Source organism: Streptomyces sp. NPDC001507, from assembly GCF_042894765.1.
Classification (GTDB): domain Bacteria; phylum Actinomycetota; class Actinomycetes; order Streptomycetales; family Streptomycetaceae; genus Streptomyces.
Window position 1 is genome coordinate 553,918 of record NZ_JBIAVV010000002.1, and the last position, 23,622, is coordinate 577,539.

At 70.8% G+C, this 23,622-nt stretch carries 21 protein-coding genes; 16 read left to right on the forward strand and 5 right to left on the reverse strand.

The window, feature by feature from the left end; all coding sequences use genetic code 11:
- Positions 1-85 precede the first annotated feature (85 nt).
- The 9 genes from ftsW (at position 86) to ACFY0K_RS08690 (ending at position 8,723) form a co-directional block, all read left to right on the forward strand.
- Positions 86-1,441: a putative lipid II flippase FtsW gene (gene ftsW / locus ACFY0K_RS08650; RefSeq protein ID WP_390639205.1), complete on the forward strand. Its 1,356-nt coding sequence runs from the start codon at positions 86-88 to the stop codon at positions 1,439-1,441.
- A 6-nt stretch (positions 1,442-1,447) separates the two neighbouring features.
- Entirely contained in the window at positions 1,448-2,536 is a 1,089-nt protein-coding gene (gene murG, locus ACFY0K_RS08655) for an undecaprenyldiphospho-muramoylpentapeptide beta-N-acetylglucosaminyltransferase (protein WP_093504093.1), read from the forward strand.
- A 29-nt stretch (positions 2,537-2,565) separates the two neighbouring features.
- Positions 2,566-3,363: a cell division protein FtsQ/DivIB gene (locus ACFY0K_RS08660; protein WP_388597500.1), complete on the forward strand. Its 798-nt coding sequence runs from the start codon at positions 2,566-2,568 to the stop codon at positions 3,361-3,363.
- Positions 3,364-3,641: 278 nt separating this feature from the next.
- Positions 3,642-4,838 carry a cell division protein FtsZ gene (ftsZ, locus tag ACFY0K_RS08665; RefSeq protein ID WP_390639206.1) on the forward strand — a complete coding sequence of 399 codons (1,197 nt, stop codon included), beginning with the start codon at positions 3,642-3,644 and terminating at the stop codon, positions 4,836-4,838.
- A 10-nt stretch (positions 4,839-4,848) separates the two neighbouring features.
- Positions 4,849-5,577, forward strand: a complete 729-nt coding sequence (gene pgeF, locus ACFY0K_RS08670) for a peptidoglycan editing factor PgeF (protein ID WP_390639207.1) — start codon at positions 4,849-4,851, stop codon at positions 5,575-5,577.
- Positions 5,578-5,583: 6 nt separating this feature from the next.
- Positions 5,584-6,303: a YggS family pyridoxal phosphate-dependent enzyme gene (locus tag ACFY0K_RS08675; RefSeq protein WP_390639208.1), complete on the forward strand. Its 720-nt coding sequence runs from the start codon at positions 5,584-5,586 to the stop codon at positions 6,301-6,303.
- Between the two features lie 126 nt (positions 6,304-6,429).
- Positions 6,430-7,071, forward strand: coding sequence for a cell division protein SepF (locus tag ACFY0K_RS08680; RefSeq protein WP_352365951.1), 642 nt, complete (start codon positions 6,430-6,432; stop codon positions 7,069-7,071).
- A 52-nt stretch (positions 7,072-7,123) separates the two neighbouring features.
- Complete coding sequence (locus ACFY0K_RS08685) at positions 7,124-7,408, forward strand: YggT family protein (protein WP_046729537.1); 285 nt, start codon at positions 7,124-7,126, stop codon at positions 7,406-7,408.
- A 55-nt stretch (positions 7,409-7,463) separates the two neighbouring features.
- Positions 7,464-8,723 (forward strand): DivIVA domain-containing protein, encoded by a 1,260-nt coding sequence (locus ACFY0K_RS08690; protein ID WP_390639209.1) that lies wholly within the window; start codon positions 7,464-7,466, stop codon positions 8,721-8,723.
- Positions 8,724-9,012: 289 nt separating this feature from the next.
- Here ACFY0K_RS08690 and ileS read toward each other — a convergent pair whose 3' ends face one another.
- The gene (gene ileS / locus ACFY0K_RS08695; RefSeq protein WP_390639210.1) at positions 9,013-12,150 is read right to left on the reverse strand and encodes an isoleucine--tRNA ligase; all 3,138 of its coding nucleotides are present in this window, start codon (positions 12,148-12,150) and stop codon (positions 9,013-9,015) included.
- 593 nt (positions 12,151-12,743) lie between these two features.
- Here ileS and ACFY0K_RS08700 point away from each other — a divergent pair.
- The 6 genes from ACFY0K_RS08700 (at position 12,744) to ACFY0K_RS08725 (ending at position 18,354) form a co-directional block, all read left to right on the forward strand.
- A complete protein-coding gene (locus ACFY0K_RS08700) occupies positions 12,744-13,607 on the forward strand; it encodes a TraR/DksA C4-type zinc finger protein (protein ID WP_390639211.1) in 864 nt (287 codons plus the stop codon).
- Positions 13,608-13,674: 67 nt separating this feature from the next.
- Positions 13,675-14,289, forward strand: coding sequence for a signal peptidase II (gene lspA, locus ACFY0K_RS08705; RefSeq protein ID WP_390639212.1), 615 nt, complete (start codon positions 13,675-13,677; stop codon positions 14,287-14,289).
- An 88-nt stretch (positions 14,290-14,377) separates the two neighbouring features.
- Positions 14,378-15,322 (forward strand): RluA family pseudouridine synthase, encoded by a 945-nt coding sequence (locus ACFY0K_RS08710; RefSeq protein ID WP_390639213.1) that lies wholly within the window; start codon positions 14,378-14,380, stop codon positions 15,320-15,322.
- Positions 15,319-15,789 (forward strand): GNAT family N-acetyltransferase, encoded by a 471-nt coding sequence (locus ACFY0K_RS08715; protein WP_390639214.1) that lies wholly within the window; start codon positions 15,319-15,321, stop codon positions 15,787-15,789. Before ACFY0K_RS08710 ends, ACFY0K_RS08715 begins: the two co-directional genes overlap by 4 nt.
- Positions 15,790-15,845: 56 nt before the next feature.
- A complete protein-coding gene (locus ACFY0K_RS08720; protein WP_382725510.1) occupies positions 15,846-17,432 on the forward strand; it encodes a Na+/H+ antiporter in 1,587 nt (528 codons plus the stop codon).
- A gap of 181 nt (positions 17,433-17,613) precedes the next feature.
- Positions 17,614-18,354: an SDR family NAD(P)-dependent oxidoreductase gene (locus ACFY0K_RS08725; RefSeq protein WP_390639215.1), complete on the forward strand. Its 741-nt coding sequence runs from the start codon at positions 17,614-17,616 to the stop codon at positions 18,352-18,354.
- 25 nt (positions 18,355-18,379) lie between these two features.
- On the opposite strand, the gene ACFY0K_RS08730 is transcribed toward ACFY0K_RS08725, so the two are convergent.
- Positions 18,380-19,501, reverse strand: coding sequence for a mechanosensitive ion channel family protein (locus tag ACFY0K_RS08730; protein WP_390639467.1), 1,122 nt, complete (start codon positions 19,499-19,501; stop codon positions 18,380-18,382).
- A 101-nt stretch (positions 19,502-19,602) separates the two neighbouring features.
- Between ACFY0K_RS08730 and ACFY0K_RS08735 the strand changes: the two genes are divergently transcribed.
- Positions 19,603-20,172: a dienelactone hydrolase family protein gene (locus ACFY0K_RS08735; protein WP_390639216.1), complete on the forward strand. Its 570-nt coding sequence runs from the start codon at positions 19,603-19,605 to the stop codon at positions 20,170-20,172.
- Positions 20,173-20,179: 7 nt separating this feature from the next.
- Here the strand turns inward: ACFY0K_RS08735 and ACFY0K_RS08740 are convergent, their stop codons facing one another.
- The 3 genes from ACFY0K_RS08740 to ACFY0K_RS08750 all read right to left on the reverse strand — a co-directional run bounded on the left by ACFY0K_RS08740 (position 20,180) and on the right by ACFY0K_RS08750 (position 23,604).
- A complete protein-coding gene (locus tag ACFY0K_RS08740) occupies positions 20,180-21,841 on the reverse strand; it encodes an alkaline phosphatase D family protein (protein WP_390639217.1) in 1,662 nt (553 codons plus the stop codon).
- Positions 21,842-21,947: 106 nt separating this feature from the next.
- Complete coding sequence (locus ACFY0K_RS08745; protein WP_390639218.1) at positions 21,948-22,757, reverse strand: thioredoxin domain-containing protein; 810 nt, start codon at positions 22,755-22,757, stop codon at positions 21,948-21,950.
- Between the two features lie 154 nt (positions 22,758-22,911).
- Complete coding sequence (locus ACFY0K_RS08750; protein WP_351954459.1) at positions 22,912-23,604, reverse strand: hypothetical protein; 693 nt, start codon at positions 23,602-23,604, stop codon at positions 22,912-22,914.
- Positions 23,605-23,622: the final 18 nt, after the last annotated feature.

The following is a 23,622-nucleotide window of genomic DNA, read 5'->3' on the forward strand; positions in this document are numbered from 1 at the left end:
CGAACAACCTCGCGCGGGGGCACCCCCATGACGACGTGCGCTCATCCGACCAGGGATATGACACAGGCTCTCAGCGGAGGCGTTGATGTCCGGTAGCCGCACCGGCCGGCCGCCCGTACAGCGGGCGGTGCGCCGGCCCGTCGCGCCCCGCGCCGCGCGCGACAACTCGCTGCGGCGGTTCTACATGCGCGCCCACCGGGCCTGGGACCGGCCGCTCACCGCGTACTACCTGATCCTCGGCGGCAGTCTGCTCATCATCGTGCTGGGCCTGGTGATGGTCTACTCGGCCTCCCAGATCACCGCGCTGCAGATGTCGCTGCCGGGCTCGTTCTTCTTCCGGAAGCAGTTCCTGGCCGCCTGCATCGGGGGAGTGCTGCTGTTCGTGGCGTCCCGCATGCCGGTGAAGCTGCACCGGGCGCTCGCCTACCCGATCCTCGCCGGAGCCGTCTTCCTGATGGCGCTGGTGCAGGTGCCGGGGATAGGGATGTCCGTCAACGGCAACCAGAACTGGATCTCCCTGGGCGGCTCCTTCCAGATCCAGCCCAGCGAGTTCGGCAAGCTCGCGCTGGTGCTGTGGGGCGCCGACCTGATGGCGCGCAAACAGGAGAAGCGGCTGCTGAACCAGTGGAAGCACATGCTGGTGCCGCTCGTTCCGGTGAGCTTCCTGCTGCTCGGGCTGATCATGCTCGGCGGGGACATGGGCACGGCGATCATCCTGACCGCGATCCTGTTCGGCGTGCTGTGGCTGGCGGGGGCGCCGACCCGGCTGTTCGCCGGTGTGCTGTCCATCGCGGGCGTGCTCGGTGTGATCCTCATCAAGACCAGTCCCAACCGCATGGCCCGGCTCGCCTGCATCGGCGCCACCGAGCCGAGGAGCGGTGTCGCCGACTGCTGGCAGGCGGTTCATGGCATCTACGCCCTGGCCTCCGGCGGACTCTTCGGATCCGGCCTCGGTGCGAGTGTGGAGAAATGGGGACAACTCCCCGAAGCCCACACCGACTTCATCTTCGCCGTCACCGGTGAGGAACTGGGCCTGGCGGGGACGCTGTCGGTACTGGCCCTCTTCGCGGCTCTAGGCTATGCGGGTATCCGCGTGGCCGGACGCACGGAGGACCCCTTCGTGAGGTACGCCGCGGGAGGCGTGACCACCTGGATCACCGCCCAGGCGGTGATCAACATCGGTGCGGTGCTCGGTCTGCTGCCGATCGCCGGCGTCCCCCTCCCGCTGTTCTCCTACGGAGGCTCCGCCCTGCTGCCGACCATGTTCGCCATCGGGCTGCTGATCGCCTTCGCGCGCGACGAGCCCGCTGCGCGGGCGGCGCTTGCGATGCGGCAACCTCGCTTTGGTAGAAAGCGGGGAGCCGGGGGCCCTCAGGGGCCTCGGAGATGGAACACGATGCGACGGCGTGCCTCGGCGGCGCGCTCGTCCGGAGAGCGGTGAATTTCGGTGCATGTCGTACTCGCTGGTGGGGGGACCGCCGGCCACATCGAGCCCGCGCTCGCCCTCGCGGACGCCCTGCGCAGGCAGGACCCCACCGTGGGGATCACGGCCCTGGGCACGGAACGCGGCCTGGAGACCACGCTCGTCCCGCAGCGCGGCTACGAGCTGGCGCTGATCCCGGCGGTGCCGCTGCCCCGCAGGCCCACTCCTGAGCTGATCACCGTCCCCGGCCGGCTGCGCGGCACCATCAAGGCCGCCGAGCAGGTCCTGGAGCGCACCAAGGCGGACTGCGTCGCCGGCTTCGGCGGCTACGTCGCCCTGCCCGCCTACCTCGCCGCCAAGCGCCTCGGCGTGCCGATCGTGATCCACGAGGCCAACGCCCGCCCCGGCCTCGCCAACAAGATCGGCTCCCGGTACGCCGCCAGGGTCGCCGTCTCCACGCCGGACAGCAAGCTGCGCGACGCCCGCTACATCGGCATCCCGCTGCGCCGCTCCATCGCCACCCTGGACCGGGCCGCCGCCCGCCCCGAGGCCCGGCACCGCTTCGGCCTCGACCCCAACCTGCCCACGCTGCTGGTCTCCGGCGGCTCCCAGGGCGCCCGCCGCCTCAACGAGGTCGTCCAGCAGGTCGCGCCCTGGCTGCAGCAGGCCGGCATCCAGATCCTGCACGCGGTCGGCCCGAAGAACGAACTGCCGCAGGTGCACCAGATGCCGGGGATGCCGCCCTATATCCCGGTAAGTTACCTGGACCGGATGGACCTCGCGTACGCCGCGGCCGACATGATGCTCTGCCGTGCGGGCGCGATGACCGTCGCCGAACTCTCCGCCGTCGGGCTCCCGGCCGCCTACGTCCCGCTGCCCATCGGCAACGGCGAACAGCGGCTGAACGCCCAGCCGGTGGTCAAGGCCGGCGGCGGTCTGCTGGTCGACGACGCCGAACTCACCCCGGAGTGGGTGCAGCAGAACGTCCTGCCGGTGCTCGCCGACCCGCACCGGCTGTACGAGATGTCGCGTGCGGCAAGCGAGTTCGGCCGCCGGGACGCCGACGACCTGCTCGTCGGCATGGTGTACGAGGCGATCGCCTCAAGCCGGTAGGACCGTATGACGAAAGGCAAGTGAGCAGCGTGGCCGGACCGACCACCACCGCGGAACGCGGTGAGCGCCAGCAGGAGTCGTCCGGCCCGCCGCTCGTCCGGCGGCTACGGAACCGCCGCTTTCGTAGGATGGTCATTCTGGTGCTGGCCGTGGTGCTCCTCGGCTCCGGCTCCGCCTGGCTCCTGTACGGCTCCCCGTGGCTGCGGGTGCGCCATGTCTCCGTGTCCGGTACGGCGGTTCTGACCCCCGAGGACGTCCTGGAGGCGGCCGACGTGCCGGTCGGGGCGCCGCTGGTCACCGTCGACACCGACGGGATCGAGGCCCGGCTGCGCCGGAGGCTGCCCCGCATCGACACGGTGGACGTGGTCCGTTCCTGGCCCCGCGGAATCGGGCTGAAAGTGACCGAGCGCACCCCCGTGCTGCTCATCGAAAAGGGCGGAAATTTCACCGAAGTGGACAGGAAAGGCGTCCGGTTCGCCACGGTTTCGCAGGCGCCGAAAGGCGTTCCGGAGCTGGAATTGAGTCCGGCCCGGTCGGGTTCGGCGACCGCGAGCCTGCGCCGGTTCGGCACCGACCGGCTGGTGCGGGAGGCGGTCGACGTCGCGCGCGCCGTTCCGGCCGCCGTCCGCCGGGACACCCGGACCCTCAAGGTCCGTTCCTACGACGACATCTCGCTGGAGTTGAGCGGCGGCCGCGTCGTGGAGTGGGGCAGTTCCGAGAACGGTGCCGCGAAGGCGCGCACCCTCACCGCACTCCTGAAAGCCGCATCCGGTGCCCGGCACTTCGACGTGAGTGTTCCCACCGCCCCTGCGTCAGCGGCGAGTTGACGCACATCAGCGCAGGCCAGCACCCTGGTTGGGCACTGCTACGGCTGATCACATAGGGTGAAAAGAAAAACGGGAGGTTCGGCGTGTTCGTTGAACGGGCGCCACTTGTCGACTTAGTGTCCTGTTCAGAAGACTTCAAGGAACGGACACACTGGTAACCCTAAACTTCAACGTTAGGGTTCGGGTCGGCGCTACGGACCGTCCCAATCGGCATCTGTCGCCCCGCGCGGGACACCGCACGTGGACGGCAACGTAATTCGAGGCGAGAGGCCTTCGACGTGGCAGCACCGCAGAACTACCTCGCAGTCATCAAGGTCATCGGTGTCGGCGGCGGTGGTGTCAATGCCATCAACCGGATGATCGAGGTCGGCCTCAAGGGCGTCGAGTTCATCGCCATCAACACCGACGCACAGGCGCTGTTGATGAGCGACGCCGACGTCAAGCTCGACGTCGGCCGTGAACTCACCCGCGGACTCGGCGCCGGCGCCAACCCGGCCGTCGGCCGCAAGGCCGCCGAGGACCACCGCGAGGAGATCGAGGAGGTCCTCAAGGGGGCCGACATGGTCTTCGTGACGGCCGGTGAAGGCGGCGGCACCGGCACCGGCGGCGCGCCCGTCGTGGCCAACATCGCGCGCTCGCTGGGCGCCCTCACCATCGGCGTGGTCACCCGCCCGTTCACCTTCGAGGGCCGGCGCCGGGCCAACCAGGCCGAGGACGGCATCGCCGAACTCCGCGAAGAGGTCGACACCCTCATCGTCATCCCGAACGACCGGCTGCTGTCCATCTCGGACCGCCAGGTCTCCGTGCTCGACGCCTTCAAGTCGGCCGACCAGGTCCTGCTCTCCGGTGTCCAGGGCATCACCGACCTCATCACCACCCCCGGCCTGATCAACCTCGACTTCGCCGACGTCAAGTCGGTCATGTCCGAGGCCGGCTCGGCCCTCATGGGCATCGGCTCGGCCCGCGGCGACGACCGCGCGGTGGCCGCCGCCGAGATGGCGATCTCCTCGCCGCTCCTGGAGGCCTCCATCGACGGCGCCCGGGGCGTGCTGCTCTCCATCTCCGGCGGCTCCGACCTCGGCCTGTTCGAGATCAACGAGGCCGCCCAGCTGGTCAGCGAGGCCGCCCACCCCGAGGCCAACATCATCTTCGGCGCGGTCATCGACGACGCCCTCGGCGACGAGGTCCGCGTCACCGTCATCGCGGCCGGCTTCGACGGCGGCCAGCCCCCGGCCCGCCGGGACAACGTCCTCGGCTCGTCCTCGGCCGGCGCCCGCCGCGACGAGCCCGCTCCGGCCCGCCGGGAGCCCGAGCGCCCCTCCTTCGGCTCGCTCGGCAGCGTGACGCCGAAGGAGGAGCCGGAGCCGGTGCCCGAGCCGGTGGCCGACATCCCGGTCGCCCCGCCGGTCCCGCAGTCCCGTTCCTACACGGACAGCGCGGCCGAGGAACTGGACGTACCGGACTTCCTCAAGTGATCCTTACGACGTGATAGGACAGCGCGAGACCGTGAGCGGCGCGCACTTCGCCTTCACCGACAGGTGGGGCGGGGTGAGCGCCGCTCCGTACGAGGAGCTCAACCTGGGCGGGGCGGTCGGCGACGACCCCGGAGTGGTACGGACCAATCGGGAGCTCGCCGCCAGGTCGCTCGGACTGGACCCCGGCCGGGTGGTCTGGATGAACCAGGTGCACGGGAACGACGTGGCCGAGGTCGAGGGACCGTGGACCACCCGGCTCACCCCGGAGGTCGACGGGCTGGTGACCGCGGTCCGCGGGCTCGCCCTCGCCGTGCTGACCGCCGACTGCGTGCCGGTCCTGCTGGCGGACCCGGTGGCCGGAGTGGCCGCCGCCGCCCATGCCGGGCGGCCGGGCATGGTCAAGGGGATCGTGCCGGCCGCGATCGACGCCATGGAGTCGCTCGGCGCCGACCCGGCCCGGATCGTCGCCCGCACCGGACCCGCCGTGTGCGGCCGGTGCTACGAGGTGCCGGAGGCGATGCGCGCCGAGGTGGCCGCCGTCGAGCCGACGGCGCACGCCGAGACCAGCTGGGGCACTCCGGCCGTGGACGTGGCCGCCGGGGTGCACGCACAGCTCGCGCGCGCCGGAGTGCTCGACCGGGCGCAGTCGCCGGTGTGCACGCTGGAGTCGGGTGATCACTTCTCGTACCGGCGGGACCGCACCACCGGGCGGCTCGCCGGCTATGTGTGGCTGGACTGATGGGGCATGACGGACCGTAAGACCGAACTCGCCAGAAACCTGGCGAAAGTGGAGGAGCGCATCGCCGCCGCCTGTGCGGCGGCCGGGCGCAAGCGGGAGGAGGTGACCCTGATCGTGGTCACCAAGACCTACCCGGCGAGCGACGTGCGGATCCTGTCGGGGCTCGGGGTGCGCCACGTCGCCGAGAACCGGGACCAGGACGCGGCCCCCAAGGCCGCCGAATGTTCGGATCTGCCCTTGTTTTGGCACTTTGTCGGTCAATTGCAGACCAATAAAGTGCGATCCGTAGTGGGTTATGCGGATGTCGTGCAGTCCGTCGACCGCGCCAGGCTCGTGGACGCACTGTCCAGGGAGGCGGTGCGGGCCGGGCGCGAGGTCGGGTGCCTCCTCCAGGTCGCGCTCGACGCGGGCGCGAGCGGCCGAGGGGAGCGCGGCGGCGTGGCTCCGGGCGGAATCGAAGAGTTGGCCGCCCTCGTCGCCGGCTCGCCGGGGCTGAGGCTCGACGGCCTCATGACCGTCGCTCCGCTCGCCGGGGAGTACGCGGGGCGCCAACGCGCGGCGTTCGGGCGGTTGATGGATTTGTCGACCGACCTGCGCCGAGCCCATCCGGCTGCGAACATGGTCTCCGCAGGGATGAGTGCGGACCTTGAGGAAGCCGTGGCCGCCGGGGCGACACATGTACGCGTCGGCACCGCGGTACTCGGAGTCCGCCCCAGGCTCGGGTAACGTCGCCAGGAAGTCGGACCACAGCAGAAAATATGGTCAATGCCGCCCAATACGGGCACAACGGCCGTGTGGATCGCGGGACTTGGCAGTCGTCACCGATCCACCACAGAGCGGAGGACTCAGAGCATGGCCGGCGCGATGCGCAAGATGGCGGTCTACCTCGGCCTCGTGGAGGACGATGGGTACGACGGCCGCGGATTCGACCCCGACGACGACTTCGAGCCCGAACTGGACCCGGAGCCCGAGCGGGACCATCGACGGCACGAGCCGTCACACCAGTCCCACGGTTCACACCAGTCCCAAAGGGACGATTCGGTACGAGTGGTACAGCCGTCGCCCCCGCGCGAGCCGGTGTCGCATTCCGCCGGGCTCCCCGCGGAATCGGGACGCCCGGCGCGCATCGCCCCCGTGGCGTCCATCACACAAGAACGCGCAAGCCTGGAGAAGAACGCACCGGTGATCATGCCCAAGGTCGTGTCGGAACGAGAGCCTTACCGGATCACCACGCTTCACCCCCGGACCTACAACGAGGCCCGTACCATCGGGGAACACTTCCGTGAGGGCACCCCGGTGATCATGAATCTGACTGAGATGGATGACACAGACGCGAAGCGACTTGTCGACTTTGCGGCCGGTTTGGTGTTTGGTCTTCACGGCAGCATCGAGCGGGTGACGCAGAAGGTGTTCCTGTTGTCGCCTGCTAACGTCGATGTCACGGCGGAGGACAAGGCCCGCATCGCAGAGGGCGGGTTCTTCAACCAGAGCTGAGACGCAAGACCGGTACTAGGCACGGAAACAGGGGAGAGGGAAAGCACGGACCATGAGCGTGTTCCTGGATGTGATCTACATCGCGCTGATGTGCTTCCTCATCGTGCTCATCTTCCGGTTGGTCATGGACTACGTGTTCCAGTTCGCCCGCTCATGGCAACCCGGCAAGGCGATGGTGGTCGTACTTGAGGCCACCTACACTGTCACCGATCCACCGCTCAAGCTTCTGCGGCGGTTCATTCCGCCGCTGCGTCTCGGGGGCGTGGCGCTCGACCTGTCCTTCTTCGTACTGATGATCATCGTCTACATCCTGATCGCGATCGTTGGTCGGCTGTGATGAGCGATGTGACCTACCGTCTTGCCGATGCCGACGACTACGTTGAGGTGAAGAGATGCCGTTGACCCCCGAGGACGTGCGGAACAAGCAGTTCACGACCGTCCGCCTCCGAGAAGGCTATGACGAGGACGAGGTCGATGCCTTCCTCGATGAGGTCGAAGCCGAACTGACGCGCCTGCTCCGCGAGAACGAGGACCTGCGCGCCAAGCTGGCCGCGGCCACGCGCGCTGCTGCCCAGAACCAGCAGAACATGCGCAAGCCTCCGGAGCCGCAGGACCAGCAGGGCGGCATGCCTCAGGGCGGGATGCCCCAGCAGGGCGGGATGCCCCAGGGCATGCCGCAGGGCGGGATGCCGCAGCAGGGCATGCGAGGTCCCGGCGCTCCGGTGCCCGCCGGCATATCGGGCCCGCCGCAGCAGCAGATGGGTGGCCCCATGGGCGGTCCCCCGCAGCTGCCGAGCGGCGCCCCGCAGCTGCCGGCCGGTCCCAGTGGCCAGGGCGGTCCGCAGGGTCCCGGTCCGATGGGCCAGGGTCCGATGGGCCAGGGTCCGATGGGCCAGGGTCCGATGGGCCAGGGTCCCGGTCCGATGGGTCAGGGCATGCAGGGTCCCGGCCCGATGGGTCAGGGCATGGGCCCGATGGGTGGCCAGCCCCCCATGCAGCAGCAGATGGGTGGCCCGATGGGCGGCCCCATGGGCGGTCCGATGGGCGGCCCCGGTCAGGGCCCCGGTGGCGACAGCGCCGCCCGTGTCCTCTCGCTGGCCCAGCAGACCGCCGACCAGGCGATCGCCGAGGCCCGCTCCGAGGCCAACAAGATCGTCGGCGAGGCCCGCAGCCGCGCCGAGGGTCTGGAGCGTGACGCCCGTGCCAAGGCCGACGCGCTGGAGCGGGACGCGCAGGAGAAGCACCGCGTCGCCATGGGCTCCCTGGAGTCCGCGCGCGCCACGCTGGAGCGCAAGGTCGAGGACCTGCGCGGCTTCGAGCGCGAGTACCGCACGCGTCTGAAGTCGTACCTGGAGTCGCAGCTGCGTCAGCTGGAAACCCAGGCCGACGACTCCCTGGCGCCGCCGCGCACCCCGGCCACGGCCTCCCTCCCGGCGCCCTCCATGGCCCCGGCCGGCGCGAGCGCCCCGTCCTACGGCGGCAACCCGTCGATGGGCGGCCCGTCCCCCGCCGGCCCGTCCTACGGCGGCCAGCAGCAGATGACGCCGGCGATGACCCAGCCGATGGCACCGGTACGCCCGCAGGGCCCCTCTCCGATGGGCCAGGCGCCGTCCCCGATGCGCGGCTTCCTCATCGACGAGGACGACAACTGACGGCGGGCGCGTAGCGCGCGTAGCCGTCGGCAGAGCACCACAGGGCGGGGCCCCGGATTTCCGATCCGGGGCCCCGCCCTTTTTACGCGGGTTGCGCAAGCACCCAAGGGACGCGAGAAGGCGGTGCTTGAAGGGGGGCGGACACCGACCTGTGCTTGGAGGGGCGCGGGGAACCGTGCTTGGAGGGGCGCGGGGAACCGCGCACGGTACCTGCTCCGACCCGCACCTACGAAAGGGGCCCGATCCCCACCTACCGTGGAGACCGGGCCCTTCTCGAACAGGCCGGCGCTTACGCCTTCCGCAGCCGGAACGTCAGAGACAGCCCCTCGTCCACGAACGGTTCGCCGTAGCCGCCGTCGGCCTCGCCCTGCGCGAAGTCCGTCGCCAGCACCTCGTCGGCGATCAACCCGGCGTGCTCCGCCAGCGCCGCGATCACCGCCGGGTCGGTCGACACCCACCGCAGCGCGATCCGGTCGGCGACGTCCAGCCCGCTGTTCTTGCGCGCCTCCTGGATCAGCCGGATCGCGTCCCGGGCGAGGCCCGCCTGGCGCAGCTCCTCCGTGATCTCCAGGTCGAGCGCGACGGTCGCACCGGAGTCCGACGCCACCGACCAGCCCTCACGCGGCGTCTCAGTGATGATCACCTCGTCCGGGGCGAGTGTCACCGTCTCACCCTCGACCTCCACCGACGCCGTGCCCTCGCGCAGCGCCAGCGACAGCGCGGCCGCGTCCGCCGCGGCGACCGCCTTGGCGACCTCCTGCACCCGCTTGCCGAACCGCTTGCCGAGCGCCCGGAAGTTGGCCTTCGCGGTCGTGTCGACCAGCGAGCCGCCCACCTCGGAGAGGGACGCCAGCGACGACACGTTCAGCTCGTCGGTGATCTGCCCGTGCAGCTCCGGGTCGAGCGCGTCGAAGCCGACCGCCGCCACCAGCGCCCGGGACAGCGGCTGCCGCGTCTTGACACCCGACTCCGCGCGCGTGGCCCGGCCGAGCTCCACGAGCCGTCGGACCAGGACCATCTGCTTGGACAGCTCCGGGTCGATCGCCGACAGGTCGGCCTCCGGCCACGACGCCAGGTGCACCGACTCCGGCGCACCCGGGGTCACCGGTGCCACCAGGTCCTGCCACACCCGCTCGGTGATGAACGGGGTCAGCGGGGCCATCAGCTTGGTGACGGTCTCCACGACCTCGTGCAGCGTGCGCAGCGCGGCCTTGTCGCCCTGCCAGAACCGGCGCCGGGAACGGCGCACGTACCAGTTGGACAGGTCGTCGACGAACGCCGACAGCAGCTTGCCGGCGCGCTGGGTGTCGTACGCCTCCAGCGCCTGCGTCACCTGGTCGGTGAGCGCGTGCAGCTCGGAGAGCAGCCAGCGGTCCAGGACCGGGCGGTCGGCCGGGGCCGGGTCCGCCGCGGACGGCGCCCAGTTCGACGTACGGGCGTACAGCGCCTGGAAGGCGACCGTGTTCCAGTAGGTCAGCAGAGTTTTGCGGACGACCTCCTGGATCGTGCCGTGCCCGACCCGGCGGGCCGCCCACGGCGAGCCGCCGGCCGCCATGAACCAGCGCACCGCGTCCGCGCCGTGCTGGTCCATCAACGGGATCGGCTGCAGGATGTTGCCCAGGTGCTTGGACATCTTGCGGCCGTCCTCGGCGAGGATGTGCCCCAGGCAGACCACGTTCTCGTACGACGACTTGTCGAAGACCAGCGTGCCGACGGCCATGAGGGTGTAGAACCACCCGCGCGTCTGGTCGATCGCCTCGGAGATGAACTGCGCCGGGTAGCGGGACTCGAACAGGTCCTTGTTCTTGTACGGGTAGCCCCACTGCGCGAACGGCATCGAACCCGAGTCGTACCAGGCGTCGATGACCTCCGGTACGCGCGTGGCCGTCTTCGCGCACTGCGGGCACGCGAAGGTGACCTCGTCGATGAACGGGCGGTGCGGGTCCAGCTCCGACTGGTCGGTGCCGGTCAGCTCGGTCAGCTCCGCGCGGGAGCCGACCACGGTGAGGTGGTCGTCCTCGCAGCGCCAGATCGGCAGCGGAGTGCCCCAGTAGCGGTTCCGGGACAGTGCCCAGTCGATGTTGTTGTTCAGCCAGTCCCCGTACCGGCCGTGCTTGACCGTCTCGGGGAACCAGTTCGTTCCCTCGTTCTCCGCGAGCAGGCGGTCCTTGATCGCCGTCGTGCGGATGTACCAGGACGGCTGCGCGTAGTAGAGCAGCGCGGTGTGGCAACGCCAGCAGTGCGGGTAGCTGTGTTCGTACGGCAGGTGCTTGAAGAGGAGGCCGCGCTGCTTGAGGTCCTCGGTGAGCCGTTCGTCGGCCTTCTTGAAGAAGACGCCACCGACCAGGGGCACGCTTTCCTCGAAGGTGCCGTCCGGGCGGACCGGGTTCACCACCGGCAGGCCGTAGGCGCGGCAGACCCTGAGGTCGTCCTCGCCGAAGGCGGGGGACTGGTGGACCAGGCCCGTACCGTCCTCGGTCGTGACGTACTCCGCGTTCACGACGTAATGCGCCGGTTCCGGGAACTCCACGAGCTCGAACGGACGTTGATAGGTCCAGCGCTCCATCTCGGTGCCGGTGAAGGACTGGCCCGTGGTCTCCCAGCCCTCGCCGAGCGCCTTGGCGACGAGCGGCTCGGCGACGACGACCTTCTCCTCGCCGTCGGTCGCGACGACGTAGGTGACCTCCGGGTGCGCGGCGACCGCCGTGTTGGACACCAGGGTCCACGGGGTGGTCGTCCACACCAGGAGCGCGGCCTGGCCGGCGAGCGGACCGGAGGTGAGCGGGAAACGGACGTACACGGAGGGGTCGACGACCGTCTCGTAGCCCTGCGCCAGCTCGTGGTCGGACAGGCCGGTGCCGCAGCGCGGACACCAGGGGGCGACGCGGTGGTCCTGGACCAGCAGACCCTTGTCGAAGATCGTCTTCAGCGACCACCAGACCGACTCGATGTACTCGGGGTCCATCGTGCGGTAGGCGTCGTCCAGGTCGGTCCAGTACCCCATGCGGGTCGTCAGCGCCTCGAAGGCGTCGGTGTGGCGGGTCACCGACTCCCGGCACTTGGCGTTGAACTCGGCGATGCCGTACTTCTCGATGTCCGGCTTGCCGCTGAAGCCCAGCTCCTTCTCGACCGCCAGCTCGACGGGCAGGCCGTGACAGTCCCAGCCGGCCTTGCGGGCCACGTGGTAGCCGCGCATGGTGCGGAAGCGGGGGAAGACGTCCTTGAAGACGCGCGCCTCGATGTGGTGGGCGCCGGGCATGCCGTTGGCGGTGGGCGGGCCCTCGTAGAACACCCACTCGGGGCGGCCCTCGGACTGCTCCAGGGTCTTGGCGAAGATCTTCTGCTCGCGCCAGAAGTCGAGCACGGCGTGCTCGAGGGCGGGCAGGTCGACCTGTGCGGGCACCTGGCGGTACGTCGGCGCTGTCATCTGCGAGCTTCCTCCAACGGACTTGCTGCCTTCCGTCGGAGGGACGAGAGCCTTGTCCTGCCTACGCCGTGTGCGGCGCGCTCCCGCGGTACCACCCTCCTTGGCCCTCCGGACGCCTTGCGCGCCGGTGAGCCCCCTCATTGGGGTCGCGAAGCCGGTTCTACCGACCCTTTCAGGGCTTTCTTCCGGCGGCTCCGGGGTGATCTTCACGTCGCGCTCGCCCCCGGGCTTCCACCGTCCCCGGGTCGCTCTGGGCTGCGTACGCCGCTACTCGTCCCCATCCACGCTTCTCGCTCCGCCCAGTGTACGGCGCCGCACGGACAGCGGCCGACCCGTTTTCCGGACGCCGCCGGGGTGCGGTGGCCCGCCTGCCGAGATGACCCGAATGGCGCGGTACGCGTGTTCGCATCCTGTGATGTCCGGCTCGGCGGATTACCGCGCGGGGAGCTGGGCACAACGGATGCATACCTGCTGCGTGGGGGGTGCGGGGCAGGCGGATCGGGCGGCGTGCCCCGTTGCCGCGGGACTCAAGTCGATTTATCGTCCCAGCACGATTCGCGTGCAAAATCACAATATGTGAAGGGGCTGCGGCCATGGTGGCGAAGAAGACCGCCGTACAGCAGCCGGCGTCCGGCCGGTCCAGGGGCGCGGCCGCCACCGGCGGCGACACCGAAGAGGGCCGCGGAAGGCAGGGCACGCGCGCGAGAGCGGCGGCTCCTTCCAGGAAAGCGCCGGGTGAAAAGGCCTCCGCCGGGAAAGAGGCCGAGAAGAAGGCACCCGTGAGGAAGACGGCCGCGAAGAAGGCCGTCGCGAAGAAGGCCGACGGGGCGAAGTCGGCGAAGGCGGAGAAGAGCGCGTCCAAGGCCGCGGCGACGAAGACCGTGGCGGCGAAGAGCACGGCGGCGAAGAGCACGGCCAAGAAGAGCACGGCCAAGAAAGCGGGCGCGGCGCGGGTCGCGAAGCAGACGGGAGCCACGACGGTGGTTGCGAAGAAGACTCCTGGCACGGCCACGGCGGCGGACACCGCCGTTCCCAAGGCGCGGATCGCCACGACGGCTCCGGGCGAACTCGCGGTGCGTGCCGGCGAGGACCCGTGGACGCCGGAGGAGGTCGAGGAGGCGCGCACCGAGCTGACGGCCGAGGCGACGCGGCTGCGCGCCGAGCTCGACGCGTCGGAGAGCGCCCTGGCCGGACTGATGCGGGACTCCGGGGACGGCGCGGGTGACGACCAGGCCGACACCGGCACCAAGAACATCACCCGCGAGCACGAACTGGCGCTGGCCGCCAACGCGCGCGAGATGCTCGAACAGACCGAGCGCGCCCTGCAGAAGCTCGACGCGGGCACCTACGGCCTCTGCGAGAACTGCGGGAACCCCATCGGCAAGGCCCGGATGCAGGCCTTCCCCAGGGCCACCCTGTGCGTGGAGTGCAAGCAGAAGCAGGAACGCCGCTACTGAGCATCGGGGTCTCCTGGGGCGTGCCGTAGTCTCGTCCCGAGGCAGGCACCTAGGTTGAGGGACTCACGTGGCAGAGGCGGAACGCATCATCGGTACGCCGGGCACCCCGGACGACGGCGGCGAGCGGACGGTGGCGCCCGGCGCGTCCGACACGTCCGGTGCGGATCAGCAGTCCACCGCGGACCCGCGGCCCGGCCGCGGGCGCCGGATCGCCGTGCTGTTCGCGGTGGCCGCCTTCGCGTACGCCCTCGACCTGGTCAGCAAGATGATCGTGGTCGCGAAGCTGGAGCACCACGCCCCGATCGAGGTCATCGGCGACTGGCTGGAGTTCCACGCGATCCGCAACCCGGGCGCGGCGTTCGGATTCGGCGGCGCCTTCACGATCATCTTCACGCTGATCGCGGCGGCCGTGATCGTCGTGATCTTCCGGCTGGCGCGCAAGCTGTACAGCTTTCCCTGGGCGGTCGCGCTCGGCCTGCTGCTCGGCGGCGCCCTCGGCAACCTCACCGACCGGATCTTCCGCTCGCCGGGGATCTTCGAGGGCCAGGTCGTCGACTTCATCGCGCCCAAGCACTTCGCGGTGTTCAACCTGGCCGACTCGGCCATCGTCTGCGGCGGCATCCTGATCGTGCTGCTCTCCTTCCGCGGCCTGGACCCGGACGGGACCGTCCACAAGGACTGACGGGGGCGCGCAGGGGCCCGCGGCGGTCCACAGACGCCCGCGGGGGCTTGCGTACGGGGCCGTCGGCGCTGTCCGGCATACTCGACGGGTGAGTACGCTTCCCGAGATCCGAGCCCTGCCCGTGCCCGACGGCCTGGAGGGCGAGCGCGTCGACGCCGCCATCTCCCGCATGTTCGGCTTCTCCCGCACCAAGGCGGCCGAGCTGGCCGCGGCGGGCAAGGTCCAGGTCGACGGCTCGGTGGTCGGCAAGTCCGAGCGGGTGCACGGCGGGGCCTGGCTGGAGGTCGAGATGCCGGGGGCGCCCGCGCCCGTGCAGATCGTCGCGGAGCCCGTCGAGGGCATGGAGATCGTGCACGACGACGAGGACGTCGTCGTGATCGTCAAGCCGGTCGGCGTGGCCGCGCACCCCTCGCCCGGCTGGACCGGCCCGACCGTGATCGGCGGCCTCGCCGCCGCCGGCTACCGGATCTCCACCTCCGGCGCCGCCGAGCGCCAGGGCATCGTGCACCGCCTCGACGTCGGCACGTCCGGCCTGATGGTGGTCGCCAAGTCGGAGCGGGCGTACACGTCGCTGAAGCGCCAGTTCAAGGAGCGCACGGTCGACAAGCGCTACCACACCCTCGTGCAGGGCCACCCCGACCCGACCAGCGGCACCATCGACGCCCCGATCGGCCGCCACCCGCAGCACGACTACAAGTGGGCGGTCACGGCCGACGGCAAGCCCTCCGTGACCCATTACGACCTCATCGAGGCGTTCCGCGCGGCCTCCCTGCTCGACGTGAAGCTGGAGACCGGCCGCACCCACCAGATCCGCGTCCACATGGCCGCCCACCGCCACCCCTGCGTCGGCGACCTCACCTACGGCGCCGATCCGACGCTCGCCAAGCGGCTGCACCTGACCCGCCAGTGGCTGCACGCCGTCCGGCTCGGTTTCGAGCACCCCGGGGACGGCGAGTGGGTCGAGTTCGCCAGCGACTACCCGGCCGACCTGCAGAAGGCGCTCGACCAGGTCCGCGAGGAGACGTACGGATGAGCACGCGCGCGTACACGGTCCGGATCGCCGAGGACCCGGCCGACCTGGAGGCGTGCTTCGCGGTGCGCAAGCAGGTCTTCGTGGTCGAACAGCGCGTCCCCGAGGACCTGGAGTACGACGCGTACGACCCCGTCGCCGTGCACGTCCTGGCGGTCCGCGAGGACGGCGTGCCCCTCGGCACCGGCCGGCTGCTGCACGGCGCGGTGGCCGCGGCCAAGACCGGCGGCGACCCGTCCCTCGGCTCCCTGGGCCGGCTCGCGGTCTCCGCGGAGGCCCGCGGCCTCGGCATCGGCATCGCCCTGGTCCGGGCCATCGAGGAGGCAGCACGCGCGCGTGGCCTGACCGCGGTGGACCTGCACGCGCAGACCCACGCGCTGGGCTTCTACGAGCGGCTGGGCTACGAGCCGTACGGCACCGAGTACGAGGAGGCCGGCATCCCGCACCGGGGGATGCGCAGGGTTCTGTAGCCGGCATGGCACGCTGGAGGCCCGCTGTGTGATCGTCTACACCCGGAGCGCTGGCCGTGGATCAGTTGGCCCTGCTGTTCGTGCTGCTGCTCGGGGCGTTGGTGAGCGTGCCGGTCGGGGACCGGTTCGGACTGCCGGCGCCCGTGCTGATGACGCTGTTCGGGATCGTCCTCGCGGTCGCCGACTTCGTGCCGAACGTGAACATCCCGCCCGAGCTGATCCTGCCCGGTCTGCTGCCGCCGCTGCTGTACGCCGCCGTACGGCGGACCTCGTGGCGGCAGTTCACGGCCAACAAACGGCCGATCTTCCTGCTCGCCGTGGCCCTGGTCTTCGTCACGACGCTGTGCGTGGCCGTCGTCGCCAACACGATCGTGCCCGGACTGCCGATCGCCGCCGCGCTCGCGCTGGGCGCGCTGGTGGCCCCGCCCGACCCGGTCGCCGCGACCGCGGTCGCCGGACAGCTCGGGCTGCCCCGCAGGCTGGTGTCGATCCTGGAGGGCGAGGGTCTCTTCAACGACGTCACGGCCATCGTCCTGTACCACGTGGCGATCGCCGCCGTGGTCAGCGGCACCTTCTCGCCCTGGCGGGCCGGGCTGGACTTCCTGCTCTCCGCCGTGGTCGCGGTCGTCGTGGGGCTGGTGCTCGGCTGGGGCGCGAACAAGCTGATGGACGTGCTCGGCGACGCCACCCTGCAGATCGGCCTGACCCTGATCGTCCCGTACGCCTCGTACGTCATCGCCGAGGAACTGCACGGCTCCGGGGTGCTCGCCGTGCTCACCACGGCGCTGTTCATCGCCGAGTACGCCACCGACGCCGACGACGTCATGACCCGGCTCGCCGGATACACCTTCTGGGACATCGTCGACACGCTCGTCACCGGCGTCGCGTTCGGGCTGATCGGCCTGGAGCTGCACAACGCGATCCGCACGGCGTCCGGCCGCTGGGGCGAGCTGCTCGGCTGGGCGGCCGCGATCGTGGGCGTGGTGGTCGTGGTGCGGCTGGTCTGGCTGCTGCCGGCGACCTGGCTGACCAAGCGGCTGCACGCGCGGCGGGACTACGACGAGGAGATCCCGACCAGCTGGCGGGAGACCATCGTGATGTGGTGGTCCGGGATGCGCGGGGTGGCGTCGGTGGCGCTGGCTCTGGCCATCCCCCTGAAGACGGACGACGGCTCCGCTTTCCCCGACCGCGACGAGATCGTCTTCATCGCCTTCGGCGTGATCATGGCGACGCTGGTCCTCCAGGGGCTGACCCTGCCGTGGCTGGTGAAACGGCTGGGGGTACGGGCCGACATCGACCGCGAGAAGGAGATCGAGAAGGAGCTGGCGGTACGGGCGGCGAAGGCGGCACGGCGGCGCCTGAAGGAGATCGAGCAGGTCGAGGAGTTGCCGGAGGACGTGACGGAGCAGATGCTGCGGCGCGCCTTCGAGATCGGGTTCCGGATCAGCCCCGACGTGGTGGAGGACGAGCGGCGGGAGGGCCACGACAAGCGGATGCGGCGGCTGAAGCGGTTGCGGCGGATCCAGCAGGAGATGCTGAGTGCGGCGCGGCACGAGGTGCTGGCGGCGCGCAGTGAGCCGGGGGCGGATCCGGAGATCGTGGACCGGGTGCTGCGCCACCTGGACGTGCGCAGCCTGCGCTGAGCGCTCCGCTGGAAGCGCCGTGATGTGTCGTGATGTGCCGTCGGTCGGCTACGGCGCGTCGTGGCTGGTCGCGAAGGTCCCCGCGCCCCTGCGGGCGCGCTGCGCTGCGGCAGTAATACAAGTACATGGCGCCTGTGGACAGTCACAGGCGCGGTCGGCTCCGTCCTCGTAGTCTCGGATCATGGCTCGGAACATTGTGATCAGTGGTGGAGGAACCGGGATCGGGCTCGCCGCGGCGCGGGTGTTCGCCGGGGACGGGGACCGGGTGCTGCTGCTCGGGCGGCGCAGAGAGGTGCTGGAGAAGGCGCGGGTGCCCGGGGCGGAGGTGTACGCCGCCGATCTGGCCGAACCCGAGCAGGTGCGCGCGGTCGCGCGGTTCGTCGCCGAGGAGTTCGGGACCGTGGACGTGCTCGTCCACAGTGCCGGGGGAAACGCGGCGTTCGCGCCCAACGCGGAGGCCGGTGACCCGCTCGACGCCGTCGCCCGCGTCTGGAGCGGCAACTTCCGGCAGAACACGCTGACCGCCGTGCTGCTCACGGAGGCGCTGAAGGACCGGCTCGCCGATCCCGGCGGCCGGGTGCTGTTCATCAGCTCCATAGCGGCCTTCCGGGGCTCGGGAAGCGGGTCCTACGCCGCCTCCAAGGCGGCCCTGCACCCGTACGCCCACGACCTGGCCCGGCAGCTCGGCCCCCGCGGGGTCACCGTGAACGTGGTCGCGCCCGGGTACATCGAGGACACCGACTTCTTCGGCGGGCCGGTGGCGGAGGAGCGACGGGAGCAGCTCGTCGCCGAGACGTCCACCGGGCGGGCCGGGACACCCGGCGACGTCGCCGCCACCCTGCACTGGCTGGCCTCCCCGGCCGCAGGGCACGTCACCTCGCAGGTCATTCAGGTCAACGGCGGCGCCGAACGCGGTCACTGAGGGCGAGGGAAGGGAAGCGGAGCGGTCAGCGGGGGCCGGTGCGGGGCGGCTCGTACAGGCGCCGGTTGGTGCCGGCCGCCGCCGCCCCGTCCTGGGAGGGGATGATCCCGCCGGGCGGCAGGACCGCGTCGGCCGTGTTGACCCGTGGCAGGGCGTACGGGTGCTCCGCGCACAGCCAGGTCATCATCTGCTCGCGGACGGTCACCCGGACCGTCCAGATGTCGTCCGCGTCCTTGGCGGTCACCAGCGCCCGCACCTGCATGGTGTTCGGCGTCGAGTCGGTGACCACCAGGCCGTAGGCCCGCCCGTCCCAGGCCGGGCACTCGCGCAGGATGTCCTTGAGCTTGTCCCGCATGGCCTCGACCGGCGCCGAGTGGTCGACGTGCCAGTAGACGATCCCGGTCATCTGCGGGGTGCCCCGCGACCAGTTCTCGAAGGGTTTGGAGGTGAAGTACGACACCGGCATGGTGATCCGGCGCTCGTCCCAGGTCCGTACCGTCAGAAAGGTCAGGGTGATCTCCTCGACCGTGCCCCACTCGCCGTCGACCACGACCGTGTCACCGAGGCGCACCATGTCACCGAAGGCGATCTGCAGGCCGGCGAACATGTTCGCCAGGGTGGACTGGGCGGCGACACCGGCGACGATGCCGAGGATTCCGGCGGAGGCCAGCAGCGAGGCGCCGGCCGCGCGCATCGCCGGGAAGGTCAGCAGCATCGCCGCCACGGCCATCACGCCGACGACCGCAGTCACCACCCGCATGATCAGGGACACCTGGGTGCGCACCCGGCGGACCCGGGCCGCGTCGTGGTGGGCGCGGGCGTAGCGGTCGTAGCTCGTCTGCACGACGGCCGCCGCGATCCGCACCACCAGCCAGGCGACCGACCCGATCAGGACCAGGGTGAGGATCTGGCCGACGGCGACCCGGTGGTCCAGGATCAGCTCGGCCTGGTCGTAGGAGCCTCTGAGCAGGGCCGCGCACAGCACCAGCTGATAGGGGATGCGGCCGCGCCGCAGCAGGCCCCACAGGGGTGTCTCGCTGTGCCGGGCATCGGCCTTGCGCAGCAGCAGGTCGGTCGCCCAGCCGATCAGCAGGGTGAGGACGACGGCGCCGCCGACCACGATCAGCGGGCGGAGTACGTTCTCCATGTCCATGGATCCGAACGTAACCGCTTCGGCGGGGTCCTGAACATGCCGATCGGCATGAACGGGGTGACAGGCGTCACCCGGCGGGCTGGCACCATGGCCTCATGAACATCATGCTCTTTCACTCGACCTACGGGCTCAGGGCCGCCGTGCGCGAGGCCGCGGACCGGCTGCGTGCCGCCGGGCACGAGGTGTGGACGCCGGACCTCTTCGAGGGGCGCACGTTCGACACGGTCGAGGAGGGCATGGAGTTCAACGAGTCGATCGGCAAGGACGAGCTGCTGAAGCGGGCCGTGCTGGCTGCGGCGCCGTACTCGGAGCGAGGGCTGGTGTACGCGGGGTTCTCGCTGGGGGCCTCGATCGCGCAGACGCTGGCGCTGGGCGACGAGCGGGCGCGGGGGCTGCTGCTCCTGCACGGCACGTCGGACATCGCGCCCAGTGCCTCGGTGGACGAGCTGCCGGTGCAGCTGCACGTGGCCGAGCCGGACGCCTTCGAGACGGACGACTGGCTGAGCGCCTGGTACCTGCAGATGGGCCGGGCCGGCGCCGACGTGGAGATCTACCGGTACCCGGGGGCCGGTCACCTCTACACCGACCCCGGTCTGCCGGACTACGACGAGGAGGCCGCCGAGGCCACCTGGCGGGTGGCGCTCGGCTTCCTCGACACGCTGTAGGGGCCGGTTACACCGGGTCGTACGTCCGCTCCACCTTCTGTGTGCCCGTGCGGGTGCGGTACGAGCGCTCCCAGGACGAGGTGGCGTCGGCCTTCGTCTTGTCGGAGAGGACGTAGTAGTCCATCTGCGCCCGCGCGGCCGTGATGTCCAGGATTCCGTAGCCGTGCCGGTCGGTGTCGACCCAGTGCACGTGGCGGTTGGCCAGCTGGATGACCGGGGCGGCGACGGTGGAGACGACGCCGGGGGAGACCTTGAGGATGTCGTCGAGGTTGTCGGAGGTCACCGAGGTGACCACGAACTCGGTGGCGGCCGAGGGGGACAGCGGGTAGGTCCCGGCGTCCACGGGCACGTCGTTGGCCCAGGCCATGTGGATGTCGCCGGTGAGGAACACCGTGTTGGCGATCGCGTTGGAGCGCAGGTGGGCCAGCAGCTCGCGGCGGTCGTCGGTGTAGCCGTCCCACTGGTCGGTGTTGAGGGCGAGGCCGTCCTGGGGCAGACCGAGCAGCTTGGCGAGCGGCTTGAACAGGTCGGCGGAGAGCGAGCCGATGGCGAACGGCGAGATCATCACCGAGTTGCCGACCAGCCGCCAGGTGGTGTCGGAGGCCTTCAGACCGGCCTTGAGCCAGTCGAGCTGGGCGCGGCCGGTGATGGTGCGGTCCGGGTCGTCCACCGAGCCGCTGCCCGTGGACACCTGCTGGGAGCGGAAGGAGCGCAGGTCGAGCAGGGAGAGGTCGGCGAGCTTGCCGAAGCGCAGCCGGCGGTAGGTGGTGCCGGCGATGGCCGGGCGGACCGGCATCCACTCGAAGTAGGCCTGCTTGGCGGCGGCCTGACGGGCCGTCCAGGTGCCTTCGGCGCCCTCGGTGTGGTTCTCGGCACCGCCGGACCAGGAGTCGTTGGCGAACTCGTGGTCGTCCCAGATGGCGATGACCGGCGCCTTGGCGTGCAGGGCCTGGAGGTCGGTGTCCGTCTTGTACTTGCCGTGCCGTATGCGGTAGTCGGCGAGCGTGATGATCTCGTGGGTGGGCGCGTGCTGCCGGACCACGGTGTCGCGGGTGCCGTACTCGCCGGTGCCGTACTCGTAGATGTAGTCGCCGAGGTGCAGCCAGGCGTCGAGGTCGCTCCGCGCGGCGAGGTGCCGGTAGGAGGCGAAGTAGCCGGCCTCCCAGTTGGCGCACGAGACCACGCCGAAGCGCAGGCCGGAGACGGTGGCGTCGGTGGCGGGCGCGGTGCGGGTGCGGGCCACCGGGGAGTCCGTGGGGCCGGCCGAGAAGCGGAACCAGTAGTCGGTGGCCGGGGCCAGGCCGCGGATGTCCGCCTTGACGGTGTGGTCGGAGGCGGCGGTCGCGGTGACGGAGCCCTTGGAGACGACGTTCGTCAGCGACTTGTCGGTGGCGACCACCCAGCTGACCTCGGTGTCCGGGCCGGTCCCGGAGCCCGGCGTCGCGTCGGCGGTCGGCGTCACCCGCGTCCACAGCAGGATGCCGTCGGGCAGCGGGTCGCCGGAGGCGACGCCGTGCAGGAAGGCGGGCGCGTCCGTGGCGGCCCGGGCCGGCAGCGCGGCGGCCAGCGGTGCGGCCAGGACAGCGGTCGCCGCCGCGGCCTTGACGACCGTACGGCGGCGGGGGGTAAGCGAGTTGGAGCCCTCGTCGGCTCTGTAACGACTGGTCATGAAGGACCAGGTTACTGACGGGTATTAACAAGAGCGGGCGAACCGGTGAAGTTCGCCCGCTCTTCTTCTCGTGGTCGCCGGCCGAGGCTCGCGGCCGGTCTTCGGGTCAGGCCTTGAGGGCCGCGCCCACCACCTTGTCGAAGTCGGCGACCGTCAGGAGCGGGGAGCCGCCGTTGAGCTGCTTGCCGTCCATGACGAAGCCGGGCGTGCCGGTCACGCCGTCCTTGTTGTCGTCGAACTGCTTCGACATGGCCATCGCCCAGGCGTCGTAGGTGCCCTTCTTGACGGCGTCCTGGAACTTCGTGTTGTCCTTCAGCGCGGGCACGGTCTGGGCGACCTTGATGAGGTAGCTGTCGTCCTTGAACTTGTCGGTCGTCTCGTCCGGGTGCCACTTCGTCGAGTACAGCGCGGTCTTGTAGTCGAGGAAGGCCTGGTCGCTGACGTTCAGCGCCGCGCCCAGGGCGCTCAGGGCGTTCTTGGAGCCCTCGCCGTTGTCCTTGTTGTCGATGAACGTGGCGCCGACGTACTGGAACTTGAACTCGCCGTCGGCGATGTCCTTCTTGAAGGTGTCACCGACAGTCTGCTCGAACTGGGCGCACACCGGGCAGCGCGGGTCCTCGTAGACCTTGAGGGTCTTCTTGGCGGTGGACTTGCCGATGACGACGGTGGTGCCGTCGGTGCCCGTCGTGTTGGCCGGGGCGACGACCTTCTCGTCCTTCACGGCCTCCCAGTGGCTGGGCTTGTTGGCCTGGACGACGGCGTAGCCTATGCCGCCCGCCGCGGCCAGCACGGCCACGACCGAGCAGGCCACGATGACCTGCCGCCTGACCTTGGCGCGCTTGGCCTGCTTCTCGCGCTCGGCGCGCAGCCGTTCCCGGGCCGCGTTCTTGGCAGCTGCGCTGTTCCGCTTGCTCATGTTGGTGATCTCCATAGGGGACGCGCACATGTCGTACGCGGGATACGTGTGGGGGACTCGTCGTGCTCGGGGAACTCGGAGTGCTCGGAGTGCTCGGAGAACTCGGAGTGCTCGAAGTACTCGGACGAGGGGCGTGCTCGGGCGGGCGGGGCGCTCAGGCGAAGGGCAGGGCGAGCGCCCCGGAGCACGGCGGTCCGCGCCGTCCCAGGGAGTGCGCGAGGAGCAGGTCGCGGACGGCGGCCGGACGGGGCGCCGGGCGGGGCAGCCGTCGTACCGGGGCCGGCCGGGCGGTCCCCGCGGCGGCCGCGAGGAGCAGCGGGCGGAAGGTGGTGGCGGCGACGGCGCGCAGCAGCTGGGTCAGGGCGCGCTCGCCGCGGCGCAGCCAGGCGGCGGCCAGCAGGCCGACGCCGACGTGCGCGGCGAGCAGCAGCCAGGCTGCGGCCGGGTCGGCCTGCGTGAGGGCCGCGGCGGTGCGGGACCCGCCGGTCATCCGGGCCAGCGGGGTACCGACCGTGCCGCCGTGGCACAGCACGTCGAAACCGACGGCGCGCAGCGGGCCGGCGACCGGGCCGCCCGCCCGGCCGTAACAGGCGTGCTGACCGGTGGTGAAGACCGTGTCGGCGGCCAGCTCCAGCGGGATCAGCAGGGCCGCGATCCGGCCGAAGCCACGCTCGCGGCCCGCCAGCGCGTACGCCGTGCCGAACACGCCGGCGGCGACCGCGGCCACCGTCGTGAACGGCAGCGGCGCCCGGGACAGCAGCACGTGCGACGCGGTGCTGAGCGTCACGACGAAGGCCGTGAACAGCGCCGCGCGCACGGCTCTGAGCTGGGTCCCGGATATGTCCATAGCGGTGGAGAGTCTGTC